The sequence below is a fragment of the Evansella tamaricis genome (assembly GCF_019042215.1).
Classification (GTDB): Bacteria; Bacillota; Bacilli; order Bacillales; family Salisediminibacteriaceae; genus Evansella; species Evansella tamaricis.
The window spans coordinates 37,235-58,644 of the sequence record NZ_JAHQCS010000057.1 but is presented as its reverse complement, the minus strand read 5'-3'; the positions used below and the strand labels follow the sequence as shown (position 1 = coordinate 58,644).

Annotated in this window: 36 protein-coding genes and 9 tRNA genes; 39 read left to right on the top strand and 6 right to left on the bottom strand. The window is 38.4% G+C overall.

The window, feature by feature from the left end:
• The first annotated feature begins 20 nt into the window (after positions 1-20).
• From KS419_RS05175 to KS419_RS05135, 9 genes are all read left to right on the top strand, one after another.
• A tRNA-Gly gene (locus KS419_RS05175) sits at positions 21-95 on the top strand.
• Between the two features lie 3 nt (positions 96-98).
• Positions 99-175: transfer RNA gene (locus tag KS419_RS05170), tRNA-Arg, on the top strand.
• Between the two features lie 231 nt (positions 176-406).
• Positions 407-480, top strand: a tRNA-Gly gene (locus KS419_RS05165).
• A gap of 35 nt (positions 481-515) precedes the next feature.
• Positions 516-592 (top strand) — tRNA-Ile (locus tag KS419_RS05160).
• A gap of 3 nt (positions 593-595) precedes the next feature.
• Positions 596-671: transfer RNA gene (locus KS419_RS05155), tRNA-Asn, on the top strand.
• 5 nt (positions 672-676) lie between these two features.
• Positions 677-767: transfer RNA gene (locus KS419_RS05150), tRNA-Ser, on the top strand.
• Positions 768-785: 18 nt separating this feature from the next.
• Positions 786-860: transfer RNA gene (locus KS419_RS05145), tRNA-Glu, on the top strand.
• A gap of 187 nt (positions 861-1,047) precedes the next feature.
• Positions 1,048-1,123 (top strand) — tRNA-Lys (locus KS419_RS05140).
• Between the two features lie 155 nt (positions 1,124-1,278).
• A tRNA-Arg gene (locus tag KS419_RS05135) sits at positions 1,279-1,355 on the top strand.
• Between the two features lie 120 nt (positions 1,356-1,475).
• Here the strand turns inward: KS419_RS05135 and KS419_RS05130 are convergent.
• The 5 genes from KS419_RS05130 to KS419_RS05110 all read right to left on the bottom strand — a co-directional run bounded on the left by KS419_RS05130 (position 1,476) and on the right by KS419_RS05110 (position 4,602).
• Positions 1,476-2,645, bottom strand: a complete 1,170-nt coding sequence (locus tag KS419_RS05130) for a tyrosine-type recombinase/integrase (protein ID WP_217065010.1) — start codon at positions 2,643-2,645, stop codon at positions 1,476-1,478.
• Positions 2,646-2,710: 65 nt separating this feature from the next.
• Positions 2,711-3,040 (bottom strand): hypothetical protein, encoded by a 330-nt coding sequence (locus tag KS419_RS05125; protein WP_217065009.1) that lies wholly within the window; start codon positions 3,038-3,040, stop codon positions 2,711-2,713.
• Positions 3,003-3,635, bottom strand: coding sequence for an ImmA/IrrE family metallo-endopeptidase (locus tag KS419_RS05120; protein ID WP_217065008.1), 633 nt, complete (start codon positions 3,633-3,635; stop codon positions 3,003-3,005). Before KS419_RS05120 ends, KS419_RS05125 begins: the two co-directional genes overlap by 38 nt.
• 63 nt (positions 3,636-3,698) lie before the next feature.
• A complete protein-coding gene (locus tag KS419_RS05115; RefSeq protein WP_217065007.1) occupies positions 3,699-4,151 on the bottom strand; it encodes a hypothetical protein in 453 nt (150 codons plus the stop codon).
• 79 nt (positions 4,152-4,230) lie between these two features.
• Positions 4,231-4,602 carry a helix-turn-helix domain-containing protein gene (locus KS419_RS05110; RefSeq protein WP_246593658.1) on the bottom strand — a complete coding sequence of 124 codons (372 nt, stop codon included), beginning with the start codon at positions 4,600-4,602 and terminating at the stop codon, positions 4,231-4,233.
• A gap of 151 nt (positions 4,603-4,753) precedes the next feature.
• Here KS419_RS05110 and KS419_RS05105 point away from each other — a divergent pair, with 151 nt between their 5' ends.
• The gene (locus tag KS419_RS05105) at positions 4,754-4,993 is read left to right on the top strand and encodes a helix-turn-helix transcriptional regulator (RefSeq protein ID WP_217065006.1); all 240 of its coding nucleotides are present in this window, start codon (positions 4,754-4,756) and stop codon (positions 4,991-4,993) included.
• Positions 4,994-4,999: 6 nt separating this feature from the next.
• Here the strand turns inward: KS419_RS05105 and KS419_RS05100 are convergent, their stop codons facing one another.
• On the bottom strand, positions 5,000-5,506 hold the full coding sequence (locus tag KS419_RS05100) for a P-loop NTPase family protein (protein ID WP_217065005.1): 507 nt from the start codon (positions 5,504-5,506) through the stop codon (positions 5,000-5,002).
• Positions 5,507-5,574: 68 nt separating this feature from the next.
• Here KS419_RS05100 and KS419_RS05095 point away from each other — a divergent pair, with 68 nt between their 5' ends.
• The 29 genes from KS419_RS05095 (at position 5,575) to KS419_RS04955 (ending at position 21,339) form a co-directional block, all read left to right on the top strand.
• Positions 5,575-5,751 carry a hypothetical protein gene (locus tag KS419_RS05095; RefSeq protein WP_217065004.1) on the top strand — a complete coding sequence of 59 codons (177 nt, stop codon included), beginning with the start codon at positions 5,575-5,577 and terminating at the stop codon, positions 5,749-5,751.
• 1 nt (position 5,752) lies between these two features.
• Positions 5,753-6,535 (top strand): phage antirepressor KilAC domain-containing protein, encoded by a 783-nt coding sequence (locus KS419_RS05090; protein WP_217065003.1) that lies wholly within the window; start codon positions 5,753-5,755, stop codon positions 6,533-6,535.
• Entirely contained in the window at positions 6,522-6,842 is a 321-nt protein-coding gene (locus tag KS419_RS05085) for a hypothetical protein (protein WP_217065002.1), read from the top strand. The genes KS419_RS05090 and KS419_RS05085 overlap by 14 nt, the downstream gene beginning before the upstream one ends.
• Positions 6,843-6,861: 19 nt before the next feature.
• Entirely contained in the window at positions 6,862-7,053 is a 192-nt protein-coding gene (locus KS419_RS05080) for a helix-turn-helix domain-containing protein (protein WP_217065001.1), read from the top strand.
• Positions 7,054-7,148: 95 nt separating this feature from the next.
• Positions 7,149-7,424, top strand: a complete 276-nt coding sequence (locus tag KS419_RS05075) for a helix-turn-helix domain-containing protein (RefSeq protein WP_217065000.1) — start codon at positions 7,149-7,151, stop codon at positions 7,422-7,424.
• On the top strand, positions 7,412-7,717 hold the full coding sequence (locus KS419_RS05070; RefSeq protein WP_217064999.1) for a hypothetical protein: 306 nt from the start codon (positions 7,412-7,414) through the stop codon (positions 7,715-7,717). Before KS419_RS05075 ends, KS419_RS05070 begins: the two co-directional genes overlap by 13 nt.
• Complete coding sequence (locus tag KS419_RS05065; protein WP_217064998.1) at positions 7,714-7,989, top strand: hypothetical protein; 276 nt, start codon at positions 7,714-7,716, stop codon at positions 7,987-7,989. The genes KS419_RS05070 and KS419_RS05065 overlap by 4 nt, the downstream gene beginning before the upstream one ends.
• Before the next feature lie 127 nt (positions 7,990-8,116).
• The gene (locus tag KS419_RS05060; protein ID WP_217064997.1) at positions 8,117-8,380 is read left to right on the top strand and encodes an AbrB/MazE/SpoVT family DNA-binding domain-containing protein; all 264 of its coding nucleotides are present in this window, start codon (positions 8,117-8,119) and stop codon (positions 8,378-8,380) included.
• A gap of 289 nt (positions 8,381-8,669) precedes the next feature.
• Positions 8,670-8,978: a hypothetical protein gene (locus KS419_RS05055; RefSeq protein ID WP_217064996.1), complete on the top strand. Its 309-nt coding sequence runs from the start codon at positions 8,670-8,672 to the stop codon at positions 8,976-8,978.
• A gap of 83 nt (positions 8,979-9,061) precedes the next feature.
• Positions 9,062-11,071 carry an ATP-binding protein gene (locus tag KS419_RS05050; protein WP_217064995.1) on the top strand — a complete coding sequence of 670 codons (2,010 nt, stop codon included), beginning with the start codon at positions 9,062-9,064 and terminating at the stop codon, positions 11,069-11,071.
• Positions 11,068-11,307 carry a hypothetical protein gene (locus tag KS419_RS05045; protein WP_217064994.1) on the top strand — a complete coding sequence of 80 codons (240 nt, stop codon included), beginning with the start codon at positions 11,068-11,070 and terminating at the stop codon, positions 11,305-11,307. The genes KS419_RS05050 and KS419_RS05045 overlap by 4 nt, the downstream gene beginning before the upstream one ends.
• 10 nt (positions 11,308-11,317) lie before the next feature.
• Positions 11,318-11,530 (top strand): hypothetical protein, encoded by a 213-nt coding sequence (locus KS419_RS05040; protein WP_217064993.1) that lies wholly within the window; start codon positions 11,318-11,320, stop codon positions 11,528-11,530.
• On the top strand, positions 11,527-12,480 hold the full coding sequence (locus KS419_RS05035; protein ID WP_217064992.1) for a recombinase RecT: 954 nt from the start codon (positions 11,527-11,529) through the stop codon (positions 12,478-12,480). The genes KS419_RS05040 and KS419_RS05035 overlap by 4 nt, the downstream gene beginning before the upstream one ends.
• Positions 12,481-13,182 (top strand): MBL fold metallo-hydrolase, encoded by a 702-nt coding sequence (locus KS419_RS05030; RefSeq protein ID WP_217064991.1) that lies wholly within the window; start codon positions 12,481-12,483, stop codon positions 13,180-13,182.
• 177 nt (positions 13,183-13,359) lie between these two features.
• On the top strand, positions 13,360-13,503 hold the full coding sequence (locus KS419_RS05025; RefSeq protein WP_217064990.1) for a DUF6906 family protein: 144 nt from the start codon (positions 13,360-13,362) through the stop codon (positions 13,501-13,503).
• Positions 13,504-13,521: 18 nt separating this feature from the next.
• Entirely contained in the window at positions 13,522-14,031 is a 510-nt protein-coding gene (locus tag KS419_RS05020) for an HNH endonuclease (RefSeq protein ID WP_217064989.1), read from the top strand.
• Positions 14,032-14,035: 4 nt separating this feature from the next.
• Positions 14,036-14,878 (top strand): hypothetical protein, encoded by an 843-nt coding sequence (locus tag KS419_RS05015; protein WP_217064988.1) that lies wholly within the window; start codon positions 14,036-14,038, stop codon positions 14,876-14,878.
• On the top strand, positions 14,784-15,653 hold the full coding sequence (locus KS419_RS05010; protein WP_217064987.1) for an ATP-binding protein: 870 nt from the start codon (positions 14,784-14,786) through the stop codon (positions 15,651-15,653). Before KS419_RS05015 ends, KS419_RS05010 begins: the two co-directional genes overlap by 95 nt.
• A gap of 2 nt (positions 15,654-15,655) precedes the next feature.
• Positions 15,656-16,096, top strand: coding sequence for a YopX family protein (locus KS419_RS05005; RefSeq protein ID WP_217064986.1), 441 nt, complete (start codon positions 15,656-15,658; stop codon positions 16,094-16,096).
• Positions 16,089-16,391, top strand: a complete 303-nt coding sequence (locus KS419_RS05000; RefSeq protein WP_217064985.1) for a hypothetical protein — start codon at positions 16,089-16,091, stop codon at positions 16,389-16,391. Before KS419_RS05005 ends, KS419_RS05000 begins: the two co-directional genes overlap by 8 nt.
• Before the next feature lie 2 nt (positions 16,392-16,393).
• Entirely contained in the window at positions 16,394-17,749 is a 1,356-nt protein-coding gene (locus tag KS419_RS04995) for a DNA cytosine methyltransferase (RefSeq protein ID WP_217065011.1), read from the top strand.
• 226 nt (positions 17,750-17,975) lie between these two features.
• Complete coding sequence (locus tag KS419_RS04990) at positions 17,976-18,167, top strand: hypothetical protein (RefSeq protein WP_217064984.1); 192 nt, start codon at positions 17,976-17,978, stop codon at positions 18,165-18,167.
• Positions 18,168-18,204: 37 nt separating this feature from the next.
• The gene (locus KS419_RS04985; RefSeq protein ID WP_217064983.1) at positions 18,205-18,588 is read left to right on the top strand and encodes a DUF7694 domain-containing protein; all 384 of its coding nucleotides are present in this window, start codon (positions 18,205-18,207) and stop codon (positions 18,586-18,588) included.
• Between the two features lie 10 nt (positions 18,589-18,598).
• A complete protein-coding gene (locus KS419_RS04980) occupies positions 18,599-18,808 on the top strand; it encodes a hypothetical protein (RefSeq protein WP_217064982.1) in 210 nt (69 codons plus the stop codon).
• A gap of 312 nt (positions 18,809-19,120) precedes the next feature.
• Entirely contained in the window at positions 19,121-19,522 is a 402-nt protein-coding gene (locus KS419_RS04975; protein WP_217064981.1) for a hypothetical protein, read from the top strand.
• Positions 19,523-19,528: 6 nt separating this feature from the next.
• The gene (locus KS419_RS04970) at positions 19,529-19,819 is read left to right on the top strand and encodes a MazG nucleotide pyrophosphohydrolase domain-containing protein (RefSeq protein ID WP_217064980.1); all 291 of its coding nucleotides are present in this window, start codon (positions 19,529-19,531) and stop codon (positions 19,817-19,819) included.
• Entirely contained in the window at positions 19,816-20,265 is a 450-nt protein-coding gene (locus KS419_RS04965) for a RusA family crossover junction endodeoxyribonuclease (RefSeq protein WP_217064979.1), read from the top strand. The genes KS419_RS04970 and KS419_RS04965 overlap by 4 nt, the downstream gene beginning before the upstream one ends.
• Complete coding sequence (locus KS419_RS04960) at positions 20,241-20,639, top strand: replication terminator protein (RefSeq protein WP_217064978.1); 399 nt, start codon at positions 20,241-20,243, stop codon at positions 20,637-20,639. Before KS419_RS04965 ends, KS419_RS04960 begins: the two co-directional genes overlap by 25 nt.
• Positions 20,632-21,339: a hypothetical protein gene (locus KS419_RS04955; protein WP_217064977.1), complete on the top strand. Its 708-nt coding sequence runs from the start codon at positions 20,632-20,634 to the stop codon at positions 21,337-21,339. Before KS419_RS04960 ends, KS419_RS04955 begins: the two co-directional genes overlap by 8 nt.
• The last annotated feature ends 71 nt before the right edge of the window (positions 21,340-21,410 follow it).

The window sequence follows — 21,410 nt, the reverse complement described above, 5'->3', positions numbered from 1 at the left end:
CCTGCTAGCCCAGCCATTTTGCGGAAGTAGTTCAGTGGTAGAACACCACCTTGCCAAGGTGGGGGTCGCGGGTTCGAATCCCGTCTTCCGCTCCAGAGGCGCCCGTAGCTCAATTGGATAGAGTGTCTGACTACGGATCAGAAGGTTAGGGGTTCGACTCCTCTCGGGCGCGCCAATTGTTAGTGATCCGAGGGTTATTGTAAAAAATCTTATAGATTAAAATATAATAATGCGGGTGTAGTTTAGTGGTAAAACCTCAGCCACGAGCGTTTACTCCTCAGAAAAAGCTACGAGTTGTCTCGACGGATTTGCTTCGGAGAAAATCTAGTAGAGGAAGAGACATGAAAAAAGGCGAGTGGATGAAGAGAGCATTAAAATTAAATGATTAAAACATTATGTATAGTATGCGGGTGTAGTTTAGTGGTAAAACCTCAGCCTTCCAAGCTGATGATGTGAGTTCGATTCTCATCACCCGCTCCATTTTATCTTCTCAAACTGAAAATAAATAACAGTTTGGGCCTGTAGCTCAGCTGGTTAGAGCGCACGCCTGATAAGCGTGAGGTCGGTGGTTCGAGTCCACTCAGGCCCACCATATTCCACAGTAGCTCAGTTGGTAGAGCAATCGGCTGTTAACCGATCGGTCGCAGGTTCGAGTCCTGCCTGTGGAGCCACTTTTGGAGAAGTACTCAAGTGGCTGAAGAGGCGCCCCTGCTAAGGGTGTAGGTCGCGTAAGCGGCGCGAGGGTTCAAATCCCTCCTTCTCCGCCATATTTAATTAATATAAATGGCCCGTTGGTCAAGCGGTTAAGACACCGCCCTTTCACGGCGGTAACACGGGTTCGAATCCCGTACGGGTCACCAAAATAAATCCTATCGTGGAAAATACTGCGAGCCATTAGCTCAGTGACGAGCGTTACATCCAGAAAAGACAACGAGTTGTTTCGACGCATACACAACGAAGTGAGTCTATCAGAGGAAGAAACAGGTAAGACAACAGAGAAAAGCATCGTCCGGAAGCGTCATGAATTAGCATCGTGGAAAATACTGCGAGCCATTAGCTCAGTTGGTAGAGCATCTGACTTTTAATCAGAGGGTCGAAGGTTCGAGTCCTTCATGGCTCACCATTATAAAAAAGTTATGACTTGTGTATAGACAGGTCTTTTTTTATACTTTTGACTACTTAACTTATATGTTGAAGTATAAAAACCATCTCTCATCATTAAGGTCTTGCGAGAATGGAAGCAATACAATAAAATAAAAAAGGGAAAATTTATTTTATGCGCCCTTAGCTCAGTAGGATAGAGCAACAGTTTCCTAAACTGTAGGTCGGAGGTTCGAATCCTCTAGGGCGCGCCAATGATAAATATGATAACCCCTTGGTATACAAGGGGTTTTTGCTTATCTAAAAATAGAACAAATGTTTTGTTATTCTTGAAAATCCCTAAATTGGGGCAGGATTGGGGCAGGATTTTATTTTTAAGCATTTTTTCCCTGGAAAAACACCTTAAAATGGTCAGCAGCTACTTGGTCCACTTCAATGATATTGTGGCCATAAATATCCATCGTTGTTCCAATTCGAGAATGTCTTGCACGTTCACTAATCGATTTCATAGGTACGTTCTTTCCGATAAGGAAGGTAATCGATAAATGCCGTAAATCGTGAAATCGTATTTTAGGTAGTTTGTTCTTATTAATAAATCGAATCCACCATTGGCTAATACTATCCGGACGGATCGGTCGACCGAACTCATTCGAAAATAAGAAGATTGTATCCTCATACTCATATAAGTCTCTGCTTTTCAGCTTTTCTTTTCGCTTTTGATGTAATAGTTTATCAATCAACTCCATTAATTCCGTAGGGATGGCGGCAGCACCTTCTAATTTATTTTTAATACTTTTTATACCAACTCCACCGCCCTTTTTCTCGTAAAGTGATTGTTCGAAATAAATAGCACTCTTATCTTTTAATATATGTCTTTCTTCTAGAGCAGCTATTTCTCCTTCGCGTGCAGATGTAATAAAAGCAACCCAAAAAAGTACTTGCTTTTCAAAGGGTTCATCTTTAATGCATTCTATCATTTTCCAGAGGTTATCCACTGAATAATTAATTTTTGCTTTCACACTTTTAACGTTTGGTAGCTTTATTCCGGAGGCGGGGTTTTCTTTGATATACCCCCATTCCTTTGCACGTGCCATGATGCTGTTAAAAGCACGATAGGCATTATTAATAGTGGAGGGGGATAGTTTACCTTCTTTTCCGTCCAGTCGTCGGCCATCTTTTTTTAGATCGTTTACGAAATTAGCTACATGGATTTGTTCAATTTCTGACAGTTTCATATTTCCGTATTTAGGTAGAATACGTTTGTTAAGATTATTTACATAACCATTTAGTGTGTCTGGGGCATAAGCATCTTGTGCATATAATTCTAACCAGTCATCATAAAATTTTCTTAATGTTATAAGTGTAGGTTTTTGATATTTTCCAGAGAGGAGCTCAGATTCAAATAGTGTAAGTTCTTTACCAGCCTCAGTTTTATTTTTTGCTTGCACTGTTTTCCGTTCTCGGATGGGTGTCCCATCCTCTTCATATCCAATAACAACAGACAGTCTAAATGAATTTTTACCTCTTCTTTCAATGCTACCCATCTAATTATCACCTCACTATTAAAATATCAAAACTAAGCATTAGTTACTGTTCGAATTTCGAACATCTAAACAATTAGTAATTGCTCTGAAATATCCATGTTTAATATTTCTTGCAGATCATCAACGAGTAAAATAAAGTGTGTCACATCATCCAAATTATATTTTTCTTTTAAACTTGCAACAGTTATTCCAAAGGATAAATCCTCAAATGGGTCTCTTATTAAATATGCCATCGTAACAGTAACACCTCTAAACTCATCTGTCATATCCTCTTCAAAAAAACGTTCGAACGGACCATTTACTTTATAAAAAGGAAAATTATTTTCCTTTTCGGCATTTATAATTACCCACTTAGGATTAAGAAGTCCGTCTATTTCTTCGTAATAAACCCACATGATTAATGACCTCCTTGTTCGTTTGTTTTTTTAGTTGATCCATGATACGCCATGTTTCATCGGACCATTTAGATGGATCGTAACTTTGTCTATAAGTTATCGTAATATCTTCGATTAATTTTTGTTTTTTATAACTACGTCTTCTGAGGTACAAACGATCTAGTTGAGCCAACCTCTTTCTTACAAAATATTCAGGGAGATCAAATAAGTCTGTTATTTCTTTTATAGATATCCCATTATCCAGCAAAGGTTCAAGAATGTGTAGTGGCATAGCAGCATAAAGAGAAAATGTTTCAGCTTGTTGTTCTTGCAACCTCATAAATGTATCCGGCATTGTTTTTTGGTCTCCATAGTGCTTAAGAACATGTCCCATTTCATGAAAAAATTCTACACGTTGTTGGGCGTGTGGTTTTAATTCATTAACATAGATAACTCCAAAATCCATTTCGTGGATACATTCACTGCGATATCGATGGAAAATTAAGCCTATATTAAATGACTTTGATACTTTTTTAATGCATAAATCTTGAATTCTTACTATGTCTCTCTTTTGATACTCCTTGATAATCCATGATTCTGTAATCGTGTTGTACATTAATATCCCCCTCAAAATACGAATATATGTTCTGTTTCATGGTGAAAAGAAAAGCCCAAAGGGCTATTCATTAAACTTGAAGACATATTCATGATCTTTATAATCACCGGCACTATATTCGATAGCATCTGACCATTCTCCATTTGGAACATATTCAGTCATTCCAATTTGGTATCCAACTGGATTATCGGGGTCATCGATAAAAAACAAGGAGATAGCATTAAAATCAAACTCTTTTTTTAAGTTTTCAACTATATTAATCGAGGTTTGTTCAAATTGTTCCTCTGTTAAAGTTCCACCTTCTGGATAAATCCAGTAGCTCTTTCTTATAACATCTCCTAAACTTACATCGTCTTCTTCAACTATCTCGAAATCTGGTAATACAAGATTGTTATCATTTTCCCCTGCGATTTCTTCGTTCTCTCCACTGAATATCACTCCAAGTATGACAAACAAAATAATTGCATAGACCCACCACTTTTTATAAAGAGGTTTTTTTATTCTTCCTTCATCCAAGGTATAATCCCTCCTATATTTCAAGATATATCTTAAAATTACAAATTTCTACAGTTGTTAGGTAAAAAAAGAGAAAGACTTATTTATTTTCTTCTTTTTTCTCCATGAATTGCTTTTTTAACTCGCGGTATTGTTCCAGCTGTCTATCAAGATATTCACGCTCATCATCAGTTATGTCTTCGGGACCACCGTAATAAGAACGACTAAGATCTTCATCATATGTAGGTTTGTCCGTTTTTCCTAATAGATAATCGGAAGAAACGCCATAAAACTCTGCAAACTTTACAATTAAATCAGGATCTGGATTTGATTCATCGTTTTCATATCTAGATAACTGGTAATTTGTAATACCGAATTTAGGGGCCACTTGTTTCTGAGTTAATTTATGTTTTTCTCTGAGTTCCTTAAGCCGACGGCCCAATATACTTTTTCCCATTAAAACAACCCCCATATTCCTAAACCTTCCTTTCTTAATAATATCACCTTTGCATATTTAGCAAATATAAAATTGCGAAAAACGCTAAATATTTATTGACTTTGCAAAAATTGCGATTTATAATCAAAATAAGCAGTTGCAAAAAACGCAATTAGGAGGTGTGGACATGCATAAAGTAAATATAGAGAAAATTAAGCAACTCAGAAAGCAAAAGAAGTTATCTCAAAGCGAAATGGCTAAAGTACTTGGCTTTAACTCCCTTTACCCTTATCAAAGAAAAGAAACTGGTACGCAATCGTTTACAGCTGAGGAGTTACACACTATTGCTAGTTATTTTAATCATCCGATTGAATATTTTTTTGAGAGTGAAGTTGCAGAAAGTGCAACAGGTAGAAGTTCAGCATAATTAAAATTATTTTTCGTTTGCAATATGTTCAATCCAATCAATTACTTGCTTAGCTCTATTCAAGATCTGTTCATTACTTAATTCCGACTGTTTTTGGTGTACTAGATTACCAAGTTTTTTACCTTTGGATGCGCGATCAATCTTTCGTTTAATAACTGCGTAACGGCGCTTTTGAACATTTAAAAGTGATCGCATGCCAAATGAGTAATTATCAAATTGAGAAAGATCATCGTAGTAGTTGATAAAAGCATTCCATCGGTCTGAATGATCCAGACACGTTAACTTAAGTTGAACAATCAGTAACTGACAATCATCTAAATCTCTATCTGTAAGTAAGGATCTGTTCTTAGCAACTAATTGTTCAAAAAGATCAGCTAACTCTAAACCAGCATCATAATTTCTAGTGGCTTTATTCAATTCAATAAACCCGTTCCTGTAAATTCCTTTAAGTATTAGGAGCTTGTCCAACATTTGATTTTCTGTCAGCGAAGTAATCATCATTAAGTCTCTCATCGTTATCCTCCTTCCTATCAATAAGAATTCAACGGAGGTTAACAAATCCCTTTGAGAAGGAGGACTAAATGGACATCATCGACCTTTATCAACTGTCGGAGTGGCAGCTAGAAGTGATTCGGATCGCTCATGACTTAGATCAAGACCCCAAGTATTCAAAGGACGATGCTGCAAAAGATCTCATAGATCTGGCTTATATCATCAACATGGCAATGGTATTCGAAAACAAGAAATTAGGTGAGTAGTTTGAATCAATTGATAGAAACAAAAGAAAACGATAATAAGGAAATTATTGTAAGTGCAAGAGAACTTCATAACTTTTTAGAGGTTGGCACACCTTTCAGAAAGTGGTTTCCTCGAATGGTCGAGTATGGATTTATAGAAAACCAAGATTTCACCTCGGACACTTTTGTCCACCCTGCCAATCTCCAAGAAACAAAGGATTATTTATTGAAATTAGACATGGCAAAAGAAATTTCCATGATCCAACGTACTAAAAAGGGAAAGCAGGCTAGACAATACTTTATCCACTTAGAAAAATTATGGAACAGTCCTGAGATGGTGATGAAACGAGCTTTAGAATTCGCCAATAAACAAGTAGAGCAATTAAAAACAGAGAACAAAATGTATGAACAACAAATTGCAGAATATGAACCAAAAGTTACTTATGTAGATGAAATTCTAAAATCTAATGATTTATTACTCACAACTCAAATAGCAGATGATTACGGGATGTCGGCGATTGCGTTTAACAAACTGCTCCATGAACACGGCATCCAATATAAAATGAACGGTCAATGGTTGTTGTACGGAAAGTATAAAGGTCTAGGTTATACAAAATCTGAAACAACTTCATATAAGAAAAAAGATGGTTCGGAAGGTGTGAACTTACTAACCAAATGGACACAAAAAGGTCGTTTATTCCTGTATGAGACCCTTAAATCTAAAAACATCTTTCCTACAATGGAACAATTGAAGATGGAATTTTATTTAGATTACAAAGAAGGTGTTGAAAGTGAACAATATTAAGCAATTCAACAGCTATCAAACGACCTTCAATAAATTAATCAAACAAGCAAATAACGATTTAATCAAGATAAATATTGCTTATTATCACCATGATTATCAGAGTGAACCATTCCTGCACATCGAGGCGCATATTGAAAATGTTCACATTGAAGAAACGATAGATTACGGAAAAATTATTACGATTCACACTAATGAAGTTGCACTTTCATTCTTCGAAAAAAATTATTTAACGAATATATCTGGTGATGCAGTTGTCTTTAGCTCAAAGCACGATGAAGAAACATATTGCATTATTGAATTCTGCTAAAAAAAGGAGGTAAGTTAACATGCAACGCAAAACAATGACAGTCCAAGAGATAGCAGATTATCTTGGTGTCAGCCGAGACACTATTTATAAAATGGTTCAAAAAAAAGAAATACCACATATCAGAATACGCACAAGAATTTTATTCTATCAAGAAACTATTGATAGCTGGATGATTAAGCAACAAACAATGCATCCTGTTGAAACAGGATAAGCACTTATCTTAAGTAAAGTTTAAATCGAGATTGGTAGAATGTCGGTTCGAAAGCTGCACAAGTTCTAACTTCGAACCAAGGAGGTGAGTAGAAATTGGATATAACACCAGCCTTGAAAAAGGCAAGGATCAGGGAGGGGATCAGCCAAGAAGAACTAGCGTTTAGAATGAACCGATCACGAAGTAGCGTCACGAAAATGGAACTAGGAAAGCAGAAAATACACTTTTCGGATGCAGTTGAATGGTTTAAACACACAAATGCACAAGACATCTTGATAGCAACGTTAGTTAGTTTTGATCCAACAATAGTAGCCGAAGCGATGAGAGTCATGTCACAACTAGTTGGAGGGATGGTTATTTGGATGATTTAAAAGAATACACCAATGAGGAACTACTGAATTTTTATCATGGAACTACTTTTGATGGTGCACGGAATCGTCACTATCATTACGAAGCTAGAGAAGAGTTGTTACGTCGATTGAAGGGTTACACTCCACCAATTAAAACAACAAAACTTCCATTTTGCGGTGAGTGTTATCAAAATTTCTCAGATGGAGAAAAAGTATGGTTTGCGCCGATTAAGAACGATTGCTTTTGCGGTGCGTGTAAGCAAGTACTAGATGGTGTTGATTGGGAACCCAGAAAGGTTGTGATTCAGGGATGAACGAGTTAAATGTACTAGATAAAGATCTACCCTTAGCCATGAAATTATATTTATATATGATCGGACAACAAGCTACAATCCAGAATCTACATAACGAGTTGTTCGAGGCGACGAAACGGTTAGATCAAATAAACATCAAACTGATAAAGGAACGTATCCGGAATGAAGAAGTTGAGTTTGATAAAGCTCTGAAAGATTTAAAAGAACTCCAAGACAAGTACAAATACTGGAGACGTGAATCTATCACCTTAAGTGTCCGGAGGGTGAAATGAACATCGAAAAGATCATTGATTTATTAGACAACATTATCACTTCCAAGTACATGTGGTACTGCATCATGCTTTATTTTTCCTATGTTTTTGTACAAGCTATATTAATTTTCGTTTAGGGGGATTACACATGAAATCTATTGGAATTGTTAGACGCATTGATGAATTAGGTCGAGTAGTTATTCCGAAAGAAATTCGACGGTCGCACGGATGGGAACCGGGAACACCGATGGAAATGTTTATGTCTGATGAAGGATTGCTGATCAGGGGCTATAAAACGGAAGAAGATAAGTTGGAATTAATTGAGGATTTAATGGCGTTAAAGATGGCAAGTAAGAATGTAAAGTACTCAGCTGTTATCCAAAAAGCCATTGAGCATGTCAAGAAGTCGTAGAAACTGGAGGGGTGAGAATGACATCCAAAAAGGTGTTTAAAGAGTTTAAAAAAATCGATGGGAAATGGCAAAGAAAAAAGCCCTCACATGGCCGTGTGAGTAAGCTCAGGTAAAACTCTTATATCTGTATAGTAGCAAAACCACCTCTTAATGGCAAGTTGAGATTTGTCTCAGCTTTGCCTTTGGGGTCATGACAAGACTGTAGCCATTCCCCCGGCGTCCAGTAGTCCTCTGTCGTGCTCCCAAAGGTGCAGCTGACACCAGAAAGGGATGGTGATAGAGGAGAAAGATGGATGATTATTTTTGTCCTGATTGCGAGCAAGGTTTTGCGGTAGACGAGGATGTTGAACCAAAGGGCTGTCCTCATTGCTTAGAGGAAGTATACGAGTTTAGTGACATCCTTGAAGTAAAGCCTTACATACCAAAGGAAGGAGGGACAAGGGTGGATTCAGAGGATATCAGAAATCGAATTAACGCTCTTAAGTCAAGGCTACAACAAGCAGAGTACATTGTGACAGACACCTTAGCAGATTTGGAAGTGTTGGAACGCGAAGTAGAAAAAGAAGAAAATGAAAAATCCGAACAGATGGTAGTCTGATCGGATTTCTGGAACGCATTAGTAAATATGTTCACTTTTATTATAAGTGATCTAATTAAAAAATTCAATATGGAGGGATACCGTTGAAACGTTTAGAGCTTATTAGCTTAAAGCTAAAGAATTTTAAAGGTATCAAGTCGTTTGTGTTAGATGCCAACGGAGATACTGAGGTCCTCGGAGATAACGGTACTGGAAAGTCAACGTTGTTCGATGCTGAAAATTGGTTGCTATTCGATAAGGATAGCCAAAACAAAAAGGAGTTCGCCATTAAAACGTTGGATTTCAAAGGGAATGAGATCCATAACCTTGATCATGAAGTAGAAGGCACCTTTCGACTTGAGAATAAAGAGATCAACCTTAGAAAAGTCTACAGAGAAAAGTGGACTAGAAAGCGTGGATCTGCAACGCAAGAGTTTGATGGACATACGGTAGATTACTTTATCGATGGAGTACCAGTCAAAAAGAAAGAATATACCGATAAGGTTTCTCAGATCATTGACGAAGGTGTTTTTAAATTACTCACATCACCAACCTATTTTAACGAACACCTTAAGTGGCAAGAACGTCGAAACATTCTTCTGAAAGTATGTGGTGACATTTCAGAGGAAGATGTTATCGCTAGTAATAAGAAACTTGGTGAGTTAACAAAAATTCTAGGTGACCGTAGTATAGAGGACCACAAATTAGTTATTGCTGCTAAGAAGAAGGACATCAATAAGGAACTTGAAATGATCCCGGTTCGGATTGATGAGATCAATCACAACCTTCCAGACATTAATGGGATTAACGTAAAAGAGATCAAAAATAAAATTGCAAAAACAAAGGATTTAATTGAAAACAAAGAAGATCAAATCTCTCGCATCCGTAACGGTGGAGAGTTCGCTGAATTACAAAAGAAATTACGTGAAGTAGAAGGGCAGCTCCTGGACATCAAGAACAAGCATAATGCTGAGAATCAAGACAAGGTGAGTGCTAAACAATCCTTATTCTACGAGATCAAGAATGCTATTAGTCAAACAGAACATCAGATTTCCAATCAACAACGTCGTATTCGCTCCAATGAGGAAGATATCAAGGTTTTCGATGGTAAGCGTGATCGTTTGCGTAATCAATATTTCGAAGTGGAGAAGAGAGAGCATTCCATTGTATTACCGGAACATGATGAAAACTGCTCCACTTGTGGACAGGCTTTACCTCAAGAAGAGATCGAACAAGCGCACCAAAGAGCAAAGGAACAATATGAAGCTGCAGTTGCACAATTTAACCTAAATAAATCAAAAGAACTGGAAGAGATCAAGAAACAAGGTCATTCCTTAAAAGCGCAATCGGAAGAACGTGAGAAGGATTCTAAGGAAGCGAATGAAGCTATAGCTAAGTTAGAAGAGACCTTAAAGCAACAGGAAGTGGATATAAACCAAGTACAGAGTGATATTGAATCATTAAAAGCAAATACAACATCTATCAATGACAATGAGGAATATGTCGCCAAATTTAAAGAATCTCAACAACTAGAGCAACAAATCAAAGAGGTTCAGGCAAATGTTCAAAGCTCCATCGATGGAGCGCAATCGGAGATTACTGATTTGCGAGGTCAGATAAAAGAATATGAATTGGATTTGGCAAAAGTAGATCAGCACAAACAATCAGAGAAACGAGTTCAAGAACTGGAAGATCGTCAGAAAGAACTTGCAGCTGAATATGCCGAGCTAGAAAAGGAACTATTCCTTGCAGAAGAGTTTATTCGAGCGAAGGTCAATCTTTTGGAAGAGAAGATCAATTCTAAGTTTCAGTATGCACGGTTCAAACTATTCGAAACTCAGATCAATGGTGGTCTAAACGAGGTTTGTGAAACAACGTTTGATGGGGTCCCTTATGGATCTGGATTAAATAATGCTGCTCGAATCAATGTTGGGCTAGACATCATTAACACTCTGTCTGAGCACTATGAGTTTGCAGCACCTATCTTTATTGACAATGCCGAGGCGGTCACTAAATTGATTGATACAAAGGCACAAACAATCGCCCTTATCGTTTCCGAAAAGGATAAGTCACTGAGGGTTGAATCGAAGTCAAAAGAGGCCGTTCTAGTATGAGTGAGTTCAACGTTCAGAAAAGCATAAAAGCACAAGAGGAGTATTGTAAAAGGACAGGGGCGCCACACTTCGCCCCTAGTTCTGGAGTTTGTTGGAAATGTAATAAAAACATCTATAATCCACACGAAAAAGCTGTATTGGATGGGAAACATTATTTTTCTGGTATTACAACGGAAAAGGCGGCCAGTGAATTAATCACTGGTTGTCCACACTGCTATAGAACTTATTGCGATTGAGGTGGAAATTTTGACTTTAAAAATAGTTTTCGTTATCCAAATAAACCAATTACCTATATCAAAAGAATATGAATATTATCCTACGACAGAGGAAATTGAACAAGAGATTAAATATCGTTTCCCTAATGGTTATATATATGACTCATTTTCAAATGAAAATATATACCCCCGTGCTCAGGTTAAAAAAATATATAAGTTAGATCAGAAGGAGGAAAATAAATGACTAACAAAAATCAAGTGGCAATTATCCAGAAAGACATCACAGATGACGTAAATAAAAGCTTAACTAGATTACAAGATGAAGGATTACAACTTCCAGCCAATTATAACGCTAGTAACGCTTTAAAGAGTGCGTTTTTCAAACTCCAGGAAGTGAAAGATAAGGCTGGTAAGCCTGCTCTCGAAGTTTGCACGAGAGAATCGATTGCAAACTCTTTACTAGATATGGTTGTTCAAGGGTTAAGCCCAGCTAAAACACAATGTTATTTCATCGTTTATGGAAACCAACTACAACTTAACCGATCATATTTCGGTACACAGGCAGTCCTTAAACGTCTCACCAATGTTAAGGATATCTGGGCAAACGTAATATTTGGTGGTGATGTGTTCGATTACGAAGTTGCTGGTGGTCGTGAGAAGTTATTAAAGCATGAAACAAACTTCTTAAATAGAGACAATGAGATCTTGGGTGCTTATGCCGTTGTCAAAACTGCCGAGGACGAGGAACTACTAACAGTTATGACTAAAAAAGAGATTAACGCAGCTTGGGGGCAATCGAAAACACAACAAGCAGTTCACAAAAAGTTCCCTCAAGAAATGGCAAAACGTACAGTTATTAATCGAGCTGCTAAAGCCTTTATTAATACAAGTGATGATAGCGATCTACTTGTACAAGCAATCAACAATTCTACTGAAAATGAGTATGACAACGAACGAGTTGATGTTACTCCAGAAGAAGAGACACAGAAGCAGATAGAACAGAACGCGAATCAAGAATACATTGACGTTGTTGTTGAAGAAAAAGAAGAACTTAAACAAGAACCAAAACAACAGGTTAAGCCTGAACAACCTAAACCTCAAGAAGATACCAAACAATATGAACAACAATCTCTCTATGATTCGTTTGAACAAGCTGAACAACAAGCCACCGGAACAGATGGACCGGGATTTTAGATGATTGAGATAAAAGCTCTAGCATCCAGTAGTAAAGGTAACGCCTATTACGTAACAGATGGCGTTACCCCTCTCCTTCTGGAATGTGGAATCTCATTCAGAGACATTCAGAAACGGCTCAATTTCAATACAAAAGATATCCGAGGGTGCTTAGTCACCCATGAACATAAAGATCACAGTAAAGCAATCTCAGAGGTTATGAAAGCTGGAATTAATATCTACCTTAGTCCAGGTACTGCAAATGCGATAGGGGCCAAAGGACACCGTATAAAAACGGTTGAAGCCAAAAGACAATTTAATATCGGTACCTGGACTATTTTACCCTTTGATGTAGAGCATGATGTGTCAGAACCACTAGGATTCTTACTAGCCAACAAACAAGGAGACAAGCTCTTATTCGCAACGGATACCTACTACATTAAATACAAATTCAAAGGTTTAACTCATCTTATGGTGGAGTGTAACTACTCCCTAGACATACTTAACGACAACATTGCTAATGGTTCCGTACCCCAAGTGATGAAAAAACGCTTACTTCGATCCCATATGAACCTAGAGAACTTTAAAGAGTTTCTAAGAGCAAACGATCTCACTAAGGTTCAAGAGATCTGGATTCTCCATCTTAGTGATTCGAATAGCGATGAGAACCGTTTTAAAAGAGAAGTACAGGAACTCACTGGAAAGCTTGTGTACGTGCCATGAAACATGAAGTACCGATCCCACACCACTACCTCTGGATGACCGAAGGGATTAGTGATCGGAAGCTCAGAAAAGACAAGTTTGCTGGTTACGTAGAAGGATACCTAAAGCGCTCATATCCAGAATTAGAGTTTAAGAGAATTGAAGGTATGACAGCGATTTGTGAGAGGAGAGAGTGAATTGAAAAGAGTAACTCGGAAGTACCTTTCAGCGTTAATGTGGACAGGATTAAATCATCGAAATTGGTTAGTGAAACAAGAGCGTGGAGATCAGCTAGTAATAAAACATAAAGAAGTCGGAGTGGAGAAAACAATACCGTTGTAATAGGAGGGAGGGTGTGTAGTGTCCTATAGTCATTCAGTAATAGAGAAAAATGGAGATTCTGATATTTTCATTCATAACTTTAGTTGTAACAACTGTGGTGAAGTGATATCTGAAATGTGGCCGAGGTACGAAGAGTCTGATAAAGATTTTCATTTATGTATTGAATGTGGATTTGCTGAGGGGAAGATTAGTGAAGATAAGTATTTATCTTATAACGGAATTAATTTAAAGAATGCGCATGCAGCAGTAAACGATAAGGGGGAGGCTGTTATCTGGATCGGACCTAAAACTCCACCTTGGAAGATAACCAACAAGCAGGAAAGAAAAAATCCTAAATATAAAGAGTGGCGAAACTCGGTTTTCGTTCGTGACGATTACACTTGTCAAAAATGTGGAAAACGAGGCGGCGATTTGAACGCCCACCACATCAAACCATTTTCAACTCACATAAATTTACGATTTGAAGTTTCGAACGGACTAACTCTTTGCTCTAAATGTCATAAACACGTTCATAAGAAGTTAGGGTGATCACATGAAAGGAGCATTCCAGATAAGTAGAGAGATCTTTGAAAATCCAATATGGAATGACCCCGTTAAGTTTAGAATTTTTTTCTACATTATCGGCAATGCTGTTTTTTCTCAGGAAGGGATAGAACATGCAGGGATGCATTTAAAAAGGGGTCAGTTTCTTAGATCTTTGAGAAACCTACAAGATGATCTCAGTTATAAAGAAGGACGGGGGAATGCTTTAAAAAAGTACCCCCTGACCACTATTCAAAGGAAACTTAAATCACTTGAAAAAGAAGAGAAAATAACAATGAAATGCACAGAATATGGAACACTGTTCACGGTCGTTAATTACGCATTATACCAGTCTTTTGACCACTACAAGAATCCTTCAGTGGAACAGATACGGAACAGTGATGGAACAGTGATGGAACAACGATGGAACAATAATAAGAATGTAAAAGAATGTTCTGTTGTTGTTGAAGAAAAGGGAGACCCAATCGATTTGATTGCTAATCGATTTACAGACCTAAAAACTATGCAGAGTGGACGACCAAGTTATCCTAACCAAAAAGATTATCAAGCAATCGCCCAGATAGTCGCCCGGGGAGTACCAACCTCTCAAACTATCGAATTGCTTGACCGGTGTTTCGATGACTTTAACAAACGTAATCCTGGCGAATCGATTACGTCGTTCAACTATTGCGTCAAGTTTATCGACAAGCAATTGAAATTACTGAAAGCAAAAGAAGAAGCAAAGAAAGGGGGCACCAATGTCCAAGACAATCGAGGAAGTCATGACCAAACTCCAAGAGAGGATTCGATCACAGGCGGGCAGCTCGGATGGATCGGAAAAAGACGAGCGTAAATACACCTGTGAAAAATGCAAAGACCGTGGGTTCACCCTTGAAACTGTCGAGTACATTAATCCCTTTACCCAAAAGCCTATGTTAAAAGGCGGGGAAGTCCTTATGACACAACAGGCGAAGGATTGTACTTGCTTATCTTGGCGCAGATCAGAAAGAATCATAAAGTCGAGCGAGATCACAGATCAATTTAAAAACATAGGATTCGGGAGTTTTAAGACAGAGGACAAGCCCCAGTTAATTAAAGATTTATTCCGGTGTGCGATGGATTATTACACAGATTTTGACCAGTTCAACAAAACCAGAAGAAATAGCATTGCTCTACTTGGTCATCCTGGTTCTGGTAAAACACATCTACTTACGGCAATCTCTAACAATCTCATGCAGAAAAAGAGTGTGTCGGTGCTCTACTTCCCATACGTGGAAGGGTTTAACGACCTCAAGGACGACTTCGGTAAGTTAGAGCAGAAATTGGAGCGTATGAAACGGGTGGATGTACTGTTCATTGATGATCTGTTTAAGCCAGTGACAAAAGAAATCAAGGGCGAAAGGGTGAAGGTGCCCAGAGCCACAGAATGGCAAATAGAACAAACATACGCCGTTATCAATCATCGGTACTTAAACTACAAACCGATCATGATTAGTTCGGAGCTTACTGTAGACGAGATGTTTGATATCGACGAAGCTCTATCAAGCCGGATCTACGAAATGTGCAAAGACTTTACGGTTGTAGTTAAGGGTGATCGTAAGGAGTTAAATCACAGATTGGAGGATTGAGGATGAGAGAGGTTAAGTTTCGAGGAAAAAGTTTAATTGAATTACCCGATGTCCCTAAAGGTGAATGGGTTTTCGGGAAATTAGTAGGAGGAACTAAACGACCTCACATAGTCGGTAAAGTTGTGGAATCTTGTGAGGAATATATAAATTTTGAATACTGGATTCCGGTAGATCCCAAAACAGTAGGAGTACTTACAGGACTTAAAGACAAGAGCTTTAAGGAGGTATTTGAATCTGATATTTTGTGGGATGCGTGGAGGGATATAAAATTCATTGTCCGTTGGGATGATGGGGGACAATTTGTTTTCGATAACCCTAAAGATAAACGAGGTACAGATGATTATTACGAGTTAGATGAAAACGGGATGAATCCCGAAAACATGATTGTCATCGGAAACATTCATGACAACCCTGAACTCCTTAAAGGTGAACAACATGTGTAACACCTGCAACGGAACAGGAGCAGTTCACTTCATCCAAGGTTCATCAGTTTTATTTCAACAATGCAAGAACTGCCATCAAGAAGAACGTAAAGCAAGGAGGAAACGATTTAACCAAAAATACGAGAGGGTGAAGGGTCAAATGCAATTAAGGCGTGCGGTAATTATACAGGAACTAGAGAGGCAGGGAATCTTTGAAACTGCCGAAGGTAAACCATTAACTTCACTCAGCTTGAATGAATTAGAGAAAGCGAGGATCAGGCTCCCAGAATTAAGGGAGGTTGCTGAGACAAAGTGAAAATACGTGAAACGTCACTTTTCAGGGAAATTGTAGTAGATAACTTTGCTGGTGGTGGTGGAGCATCGAAGGGGATTGAAATGGCAACAGGCTTATCAGTAGACGTTGCCATCAATCATGACCCTGCTGCAATCGCCATGCATAAAGCAAACCACCCTGAAACTGAGCATTATTGCGAGAGCGTATGGAATGTTGATCCAAAAGAAGTTGTCCGGGGGCGAAAAGTAGGTCTGTGTTGGCTATCTCCTGACTGCAAGCATTTTAGTAAAGCTAAGGGTGGTAAGCCAGTCAACAAAGAGATCAGAGGATTAGCGTGGATTGCGGTTAAATGGGCTATACTCGTTCGACCTCGAGTGATCATGCTCGAGAACGTGGAAGAGTTCAAGACCTGGGGACCATTGAAACAGAACGACAAAGGCGAATTTGTTCCAGACCCTTCGAAAAAGGGGATGACATTTCAAAGTTTTAAAAAATCACTTGAAGCACTTGGGTACCAGGTTGAAACAAGGGAATTAGTCGCTTGTGATTACGGAGCTCCTACTAGCCGAAAGAGACTTTTTTTAGTCGCTCGTTGTGACGGAAAACAAATTCAGTGGCCAAAACAAACCCATGCAGATCCTAATGAGTTAACTATTAAATTAGGATTGAAGCCCTATCGAGAATCTGGAGAAGTCATTGATTGGTCACTTCCAATACCGAGCATATTTTCCCGAAAAAAACCACTAAAAGAAAACACTCTGTTAAGAATATCCAGAGGGATGAAGAAGTTTGTGATTGAGACAGACAAGCCATATATCGTCAATGATAAAGCTTATTTTCTACAACACTATTATACTCACCAATCCAATGAGATCAGGGCTAGCAGTTTACACGAACCACTAGCAACCATACCAACAGCAAACCGTTTTGGTTTAGTGGCAGCGTTCTTAACGAAGTACTATGGACAAGGGATTGGACAAACATTACATGAACCAATGCACACAATCCCTACGAAAGATCGATTCGGTCTGGTAACAGCATTCATGACCAAATATTACGGTAATGGAGTAGGGCATTCTTTGTTCGAACCAGTCCATACAATCACTTCTGGTGGTAATAAGTTCGGGATTGTTACTGTACACGGAGAAAAGCAAATGATTGCTGACATCGGAATGAGAATGCTACAACCACACGAGTTGTTCAAGGCACAAGGTTTTCCGGAGGACTATATTATTGACCGAGACCACGAGGGCAGGATTTATCCTAAAACTCAGCAAGTGGCCAGATGCGGAAACTCGGTACCGCCTCCATTTGCTGAGGCACTAGTAAGAGCGAATTTACCTGAAATGTGTGTGAAGAAGGAAGAGGTTGCGGTGTAGAGACAAACTGTGAATCAGGGAGGATTAAAATGTTCAAGAAATGCCATAAGTGTAAAGGGTTAGGTTACAAGTATGAAAGTATTTATTTGAATATTTTTGGTAAATTGGATAAGTCAGTTAAGAAAACACTCTGTAAAAAGTGTTTCGGAAAAGGTGCGTAGTTCGATTCAATGGATGATTTAGAAGATATTTTTGAATAATAACCGCTATTTAAAGGAGTGGAAGGATGAACAATACAGGTCTTAAATTAATCGAAGCAATAGAAAGTCAAACAGGTCAAACGGTGACAATCAATTGCGAAAAAGTTTTGTATTTTATGGATTGTGGTGATGAAACAATGGTTGTTTACGAAAAATCGAACATCTTTATAAAAGAAAAATATAGTGAAATCAAATCTCTTTTGAATCAAATGATTTAATGCATAGTTCGACCATTATACGAAGGAGGTTAACTAGTTGAACAGAGCAGAAAGACGAAGAGCTGAACGAGGCCATAAAGCCTACAATTGGGTGGAGTATCCATCTCCAAAACAGCTAAAGCAAGGTACCGGATGGTTTAGACAGTTGGAAAAGGTGTATCGACAAGGAAATGATTACGTCGTTATGACTAGACCTGTTCAGACAGAGTGGGGAGAGATTATCCATGCAACAATAAGCACTTCCCATGGTGGCGATGTTCCCTGGGCGGAAAAACAACGTATTAAAAATGAGTTATTCGGACCGGATGCTCAGGCGATAGAGGTTTTTCCTAAAGAAAGTGAATTAGTCGATGCGGCTCCAATGTATCATCTATGGGTGCTGCCAACAGAAATGAAGATTCCATTCACTTTAAAAGAATAGGGGTGATCACTTGCTAAAAAGAATTTTTCATGAGGGGAAAGTCCTCTCAGAACTAGAAGCAACCCCTGTCGAACAATTTATACTGGATCGGTTAGAAGATATATTTGAGATGTATCTATCGGGTGAAGCTGACTACGATGAAGCAAAACGGATGCTTGCATTTTTGATTTTATTACAACCGTACATGGAGCAGGAGGCCCCGACGGTAGAAGGGTGGTAGCTTATGAAAATATTCGGAATTATTGAAATAAAGTTAATCACCAAGAAGAGACAGATCATCGAATCAATGGAAAAAGAGGGCGTATTGCGGGCGATAAAAAAATGCAAAGATTTGTATCCTTCGTGGAGTTTAACGAAATGCAGTAATTTTGTTAAAAAAATTCAAAATGGTAGAGGGACCTCATGAAACGATGCGTGGAATGTCGGGAGACACTTAGTTACCCTTCTCAGATTGACATATGTCCTGAATGTTTTCAGGAAGCGTTAAATTACAAGATTGATAACCTAGGAATGGAGAAACAGGAGGATGATTATGAGCGTATCAGTTGATCCAAACCCAAAACGTTTTTATTTGGCGGTTAATAAATGGTTACCAGTTATTGGACATGAAATAAAGATAGATAACTATAGGTTTTGCGCAATCCCAATAAACGATTATATCAACATTTCTGAAGTTACTTCTGGAAGTAAGATCTGCAACTTCCCTGTTAATGAATTCACAAGAATGGCTACCACAACAAAAGAAGGTTCAATGGCTATTTTTGAAATGATTGGTATGAAATTAAAAACCTTAATTGAAAAACAGGAAGATATTAACGTTCGAATTAAGAATAATAGAGATTTAGCTTTCCATAGGCTAGGTGAAATGCCATCTATTGAATATGTGGATATAGAACAACTTACAGCAAATCAAGAGGGCTCTGCTGAGGGGTGATGTTGGGTGATAAACAAATTATGCAAAGAGGCTCATGAAATAGCAATTTCTAAAGGTTGGTATGACGAACCAATTGAAACAGGCACAAAAATAGCTTTAATCCATAGCGAGGTAAGTGAAGCACTGGAAGCAGACCGTAAAGGAGATAAAGAAAACTTTGTTGAGGAATTAGCAGATGTTTGCATACGAGTTTTTGACCTTTGTGGTTCTCAAGACATCGATTTAGAAAAAGCAATACTAACGAAGATGGAGAAAAATCGAGGTAGATCCTATAAACATGGGGGGAAGGCGTATTGATTACATTCACCATTTATGGAGAACCAGTTGCTCAAGGTCGTCCCCGAACCGGGAAATCATTCACTGGAAAAACCGTCGTTTATGATCCAAAAAAGAGTAGGAACTACAAGCAATATGTCAGATTAGTAGCTCTAGAACATCGTCCTAAAAATCTCTTAGAAAGTGAATTAGAATTGGTAATTGATGTTTTCAGAAAGATACCAAAGTCAATGCCGAAGTACAAACAGGAATTAGCTATCGAGGGGAAATTACGTCCTACAACGAAACCCGATGTTGATAACTATGCAAAAGGGATTAAGGACGGACTATCAGGAATAATCTGGAACGATGATAAACAAGTTGTAAGTTTATTAGTACGAAAGTGGTACTCATCTACGCCACGAGTTGAAGTTAAGGTAATAGAAATTGAGGAGGAAGGTACATGCCAAAACAAATTGTTGATTTGAACACTTTTGCAGATGGAGCACTTGCAGAAAGATTTAATGAGGAGTTGCTAAAGATACTACAAAACATTGCAGACCCAAACACAGAACCTCATAAGGTAAGGACATTGAATATCAAAGTCAAACTAGCAGGGGATGAACAGCGAAATCTTGCAAATTCAATGATTGAAGTGAGTTCGAAACTAATTCCATCTAGATCCGTTCCGACCAAGGTCATTATTGATTATGACGAGAACGGCCAATTGACAGGAGCAGAGCTGAAGAGTGGTGTTCCAGGTCAAACATATCTAGAAGAAGACGGATTATACAGTGATCGCGGAGAAAAAATCTATGATTTTAAATCCAAAAAGGAAAAGGGAGAGGTTGTAAATGATTAAGGAAGCACTGCAATACATTGTTGGATTGGGAAAAGCTGAATTACACTCTATTAACGGGCAATCTTACGCCGATAAAAAGTTATATCTGAATGAAAATCCTACTTCTAATGCAATTCGAATCAACAGTCTGTCTGGATTAGTTGAGTACATCCAATCAGAGTATGATTCAAATTGGAGACTAATGGTTCATGTTGTAAGCCCTACTGAGGTAGTATGCTTTGATGCTCTAAACGAAGATAAAAAAAGAAATGAGTACATCGTTGCTAACGCAATGCTGCCGTCATTCTCCTTCGATCGATTTTATGATACAGAAGATTTTAATATTAAGCTCCAGTCTTGTTTCGTGAAGAATGAGGATAGAGATGTCATGCTGCAGGTTGTCGGGAATATCAAAGAGGAAATGGTGAAGACCGTTGGAGACGATGGTGTTTCTCAGGCTGTTACAGCAAAAACAGGAGTGGCATCTGTCGGTAATGTTAAAGTACCCAATCCAGTAGTTTTAAAGCCTTATCGGACATTTGTTGAAGTGAATCAACCAGAGAGTGACTTTATCTTCCGAATGCAGAATGGTCCTAGATGTGCCTTATTCGAAGCTGATGGCGGAGCTTGGAAGTTGAATGCAATGAAAAACATTAAAGAATATTTAGAAGTTAACCTCACTGAGGAGATTGAGAACGGCAAGTTGGTGGTCATCGCATAATGAACCAAATAACCGTCCGACCACTAACCCAAGAAGATCTAGACCGGATAGAGAGAACCAAGCACAAACGC